This window comes from Bartonella sp. TT29SHDZB (assembly GCF_042193395.1).
Classification (GTDB): Bacteria; Pseudomonadota; Alphaproteobacteria; order Rhizobiales; family Rhizobiaceae; genus Bartonella.
Genome location: NZ_JBHILQ010000073.1, coordinates 1 through 2270, shown reverse-complemented (window position 1 = coordinate 2270; position 2270 = coordinate 1). Strand labels below are relative to the sequence as shown.

2 protein-coding genes and 1 pseudogene are annotated in these 2270 nt (G+C 43.5%); all 3 read left to right on the top strand.

Annotated features, from left to right (window positions below):
• Window positions 1–903: phage tail protein (locus ACFIJJ_RS09520; RefSeq protein WP_375646771.1), on the top strand; the 903-nt coding region annotated here is incomplete at its 5' end.
• Window positions 904–911: 8 nt separating this feature from the next.
• Window positions 912–1925, top strand: coding sequence for a phage tail protein (locus tag ACFIJJ_RS09515; RefSeq protein WP_375646770.1), 1014 nt, complete (start codon window positions 912–914; stop codon window positions 1923–1925).
• Between the two features lie 7 nt (window positions 1926–1932).
• A pseudogene (locus ACFIJJ_RS09510) lies at window positions 1933–2270 on the top strand (phage tail protein); the annotation flags it as partial.

The following is a 2270-nucleotide window of genomic DNA, read 5'->3' as shown; positions in this document are numbered from 1 at the left end:
ACGAGCGCCCGTGTGATGATGCAGCGCGTAAAGGAATACTTGTCAGACACGGGTGGAGAGCTTGAAGGCATTGTTACAAATGATCATGTCCAACAAACGAGTGTGATACGAGTTGCAAGCAGCTCACAGTTTTTAGAGTATAAGAATGGTATCGTTTTGCGCTTTATGGCTATGGGTAAGAATGTTGGAGCGACCACGATTGTCTTAAATGCTTTAGATGGCAAGCCGGTTTATAAGGCAACGGAAACGGGTTTATCGCTTTTATCAGGGGGCGAAATCCAACAAGGGTGCATTTATACATTGTTTTATAATGGAGATCATTGGCATCTTGTTAATCCTACCTCTATCCCTTTAGAAGAAGAAAGCAGTCTTTATCCCACGGGTTTTATAGGAACGTTTGGAATGCGCGGGATTCCAAAGGATTGGTTAATTTGCGATGGGAAGGCTTATTTGCGTCGTGATTATCGTGATTTATTTGAGACGATAGGAACGGTTTGGGGAGAGGGGGATGGCGTTACGACATTTAATGTTCCGGATTTTCGAGGGATGTTTTTACGGGGTGTTGATGGAGGGCGCAATATTGATGAGGGGCGTTCTTTTGCAAGTGTGCAAACAGATTTAATCGAGTCTCACCAACATCAAGGACAGAGCCTTTCGATGTCTCATTTTACCAGCAACGAAAACTTTTGGGATGGGAATACGACAGATGTATTGGGCTATCGTCTAGGCTTGTTTGGGGGGAGCTCTCTAGCGAATTTTATGGGTATAGAGCGTGAGAATTTAGGAGGCTACATTGTAAGTTCTTATACTCTTGATGAGAGCCAAGAGGTTGTTTTGGAGAGCACTGGTGAAGGCGAGACGCGTCCAGTAAATGTGAGTGTTCTTTTTGCGATTAAGACATGAGGTGTAAGATGTCGACGATCTATGATTGGTCTTTAAATGCCTCCTTGAATGCCTATTGTGATGATTTAATAGATTGGTCAAAAGGACAACGTCCTAGTAGTCTGAATAATAGTGCTCGTGTGATGATGCAGCGTGTGCGTGAATATTTATCCGATACGAGTGGTGTGATTGAAAGCAGTTTTACGGTTGATGCTGAACAACAGACGACGTTGATAAGACTTCAAAGCCAATCGGCATTTTTAGAGTATAAGAATGGGATATCAGTTTGTTTTAAAGCAAAGGGCAAGAATGTTGGGAAAACCGCAATTGCCTTGAATGATTTAGCCGGTAAGCCGGTTTATAAGGCAACGGAATTAGGTATCCGTGCATTATCTGGAGGTGAGCTTCAAAGGGGATGCATTTATAGCTTGGTTTATAGGGATCATGCTTGGCAAGTTTTAAATCCTACGCCTCTCTCTTTATCACCAGAACCGGTTATTCCCATTTATCCGACAGGGACGATAGGGATTTTTGGGATGCAAGTTTTGCCGGATGGTTGGTTGCCATGTGATGGAAAGGCTTATTCGCGCAGTGATTATCCTGCTCTTTATGAAGCGATAGGGATCAGGTGGGGTGGAGCTGATACTTGGAACAAGTTTAACGTTCCCGATTTGCGTGGTGTTTTTTTACGAGGTGTTGATGATGACCGCGAGATAGACCGCTTTCGTTATCTTGGCACTTTACAGAATGACGCAATAAGAAAGCATGATCATAGTGGTCAATCCTTTACGATTTTGAATGATGAAAATCAGGAAGAGAGTTGGCATGGTGATATGACGATCATCTGGGGGTATGTGTTGAATGACCAGCAAAGGTTGAAGCTTGCTGAACGTTTGGGTGTGCGGGCAGAGGATATACGCGTGCACCATAAGCTTGCCTTTCCCCATTCCCACCTTCATATGCGTGATGTTGCCTTGGCAAGTTCAGGTGTAAGTGAGACGCGCCCGATTAATATGAGTGTTGTGTTTGGAATCAAGACGTGAGGTTCAGATGTCCACGATTTATGATTGGTCTTTAACGGCATCTGAGAATGGTGGTGCTGATGCTTTAATTAATTGGTCAGAGGGACAGCACCCTAACACGGTTAATAATAGCGCTCGTTTTATGATGCAACGGGTAAGTGAGTATTTATCGGATACGGGGGGTGTTCTTGAAGGGATTGTGACGGTTGATAATAAGCAAAAGACGAGTGTGATAAGACTTCAAAGCCAATCGGCATTTTTAGAGTATAAGAATGGGATATCAGTTTGTTTTAAAGCGAAAGGCAAGAATGTTGGGGCGACAACAATTGCTTTAAATAATTTAGCCGGTAAGCCCGTTTATAAGGC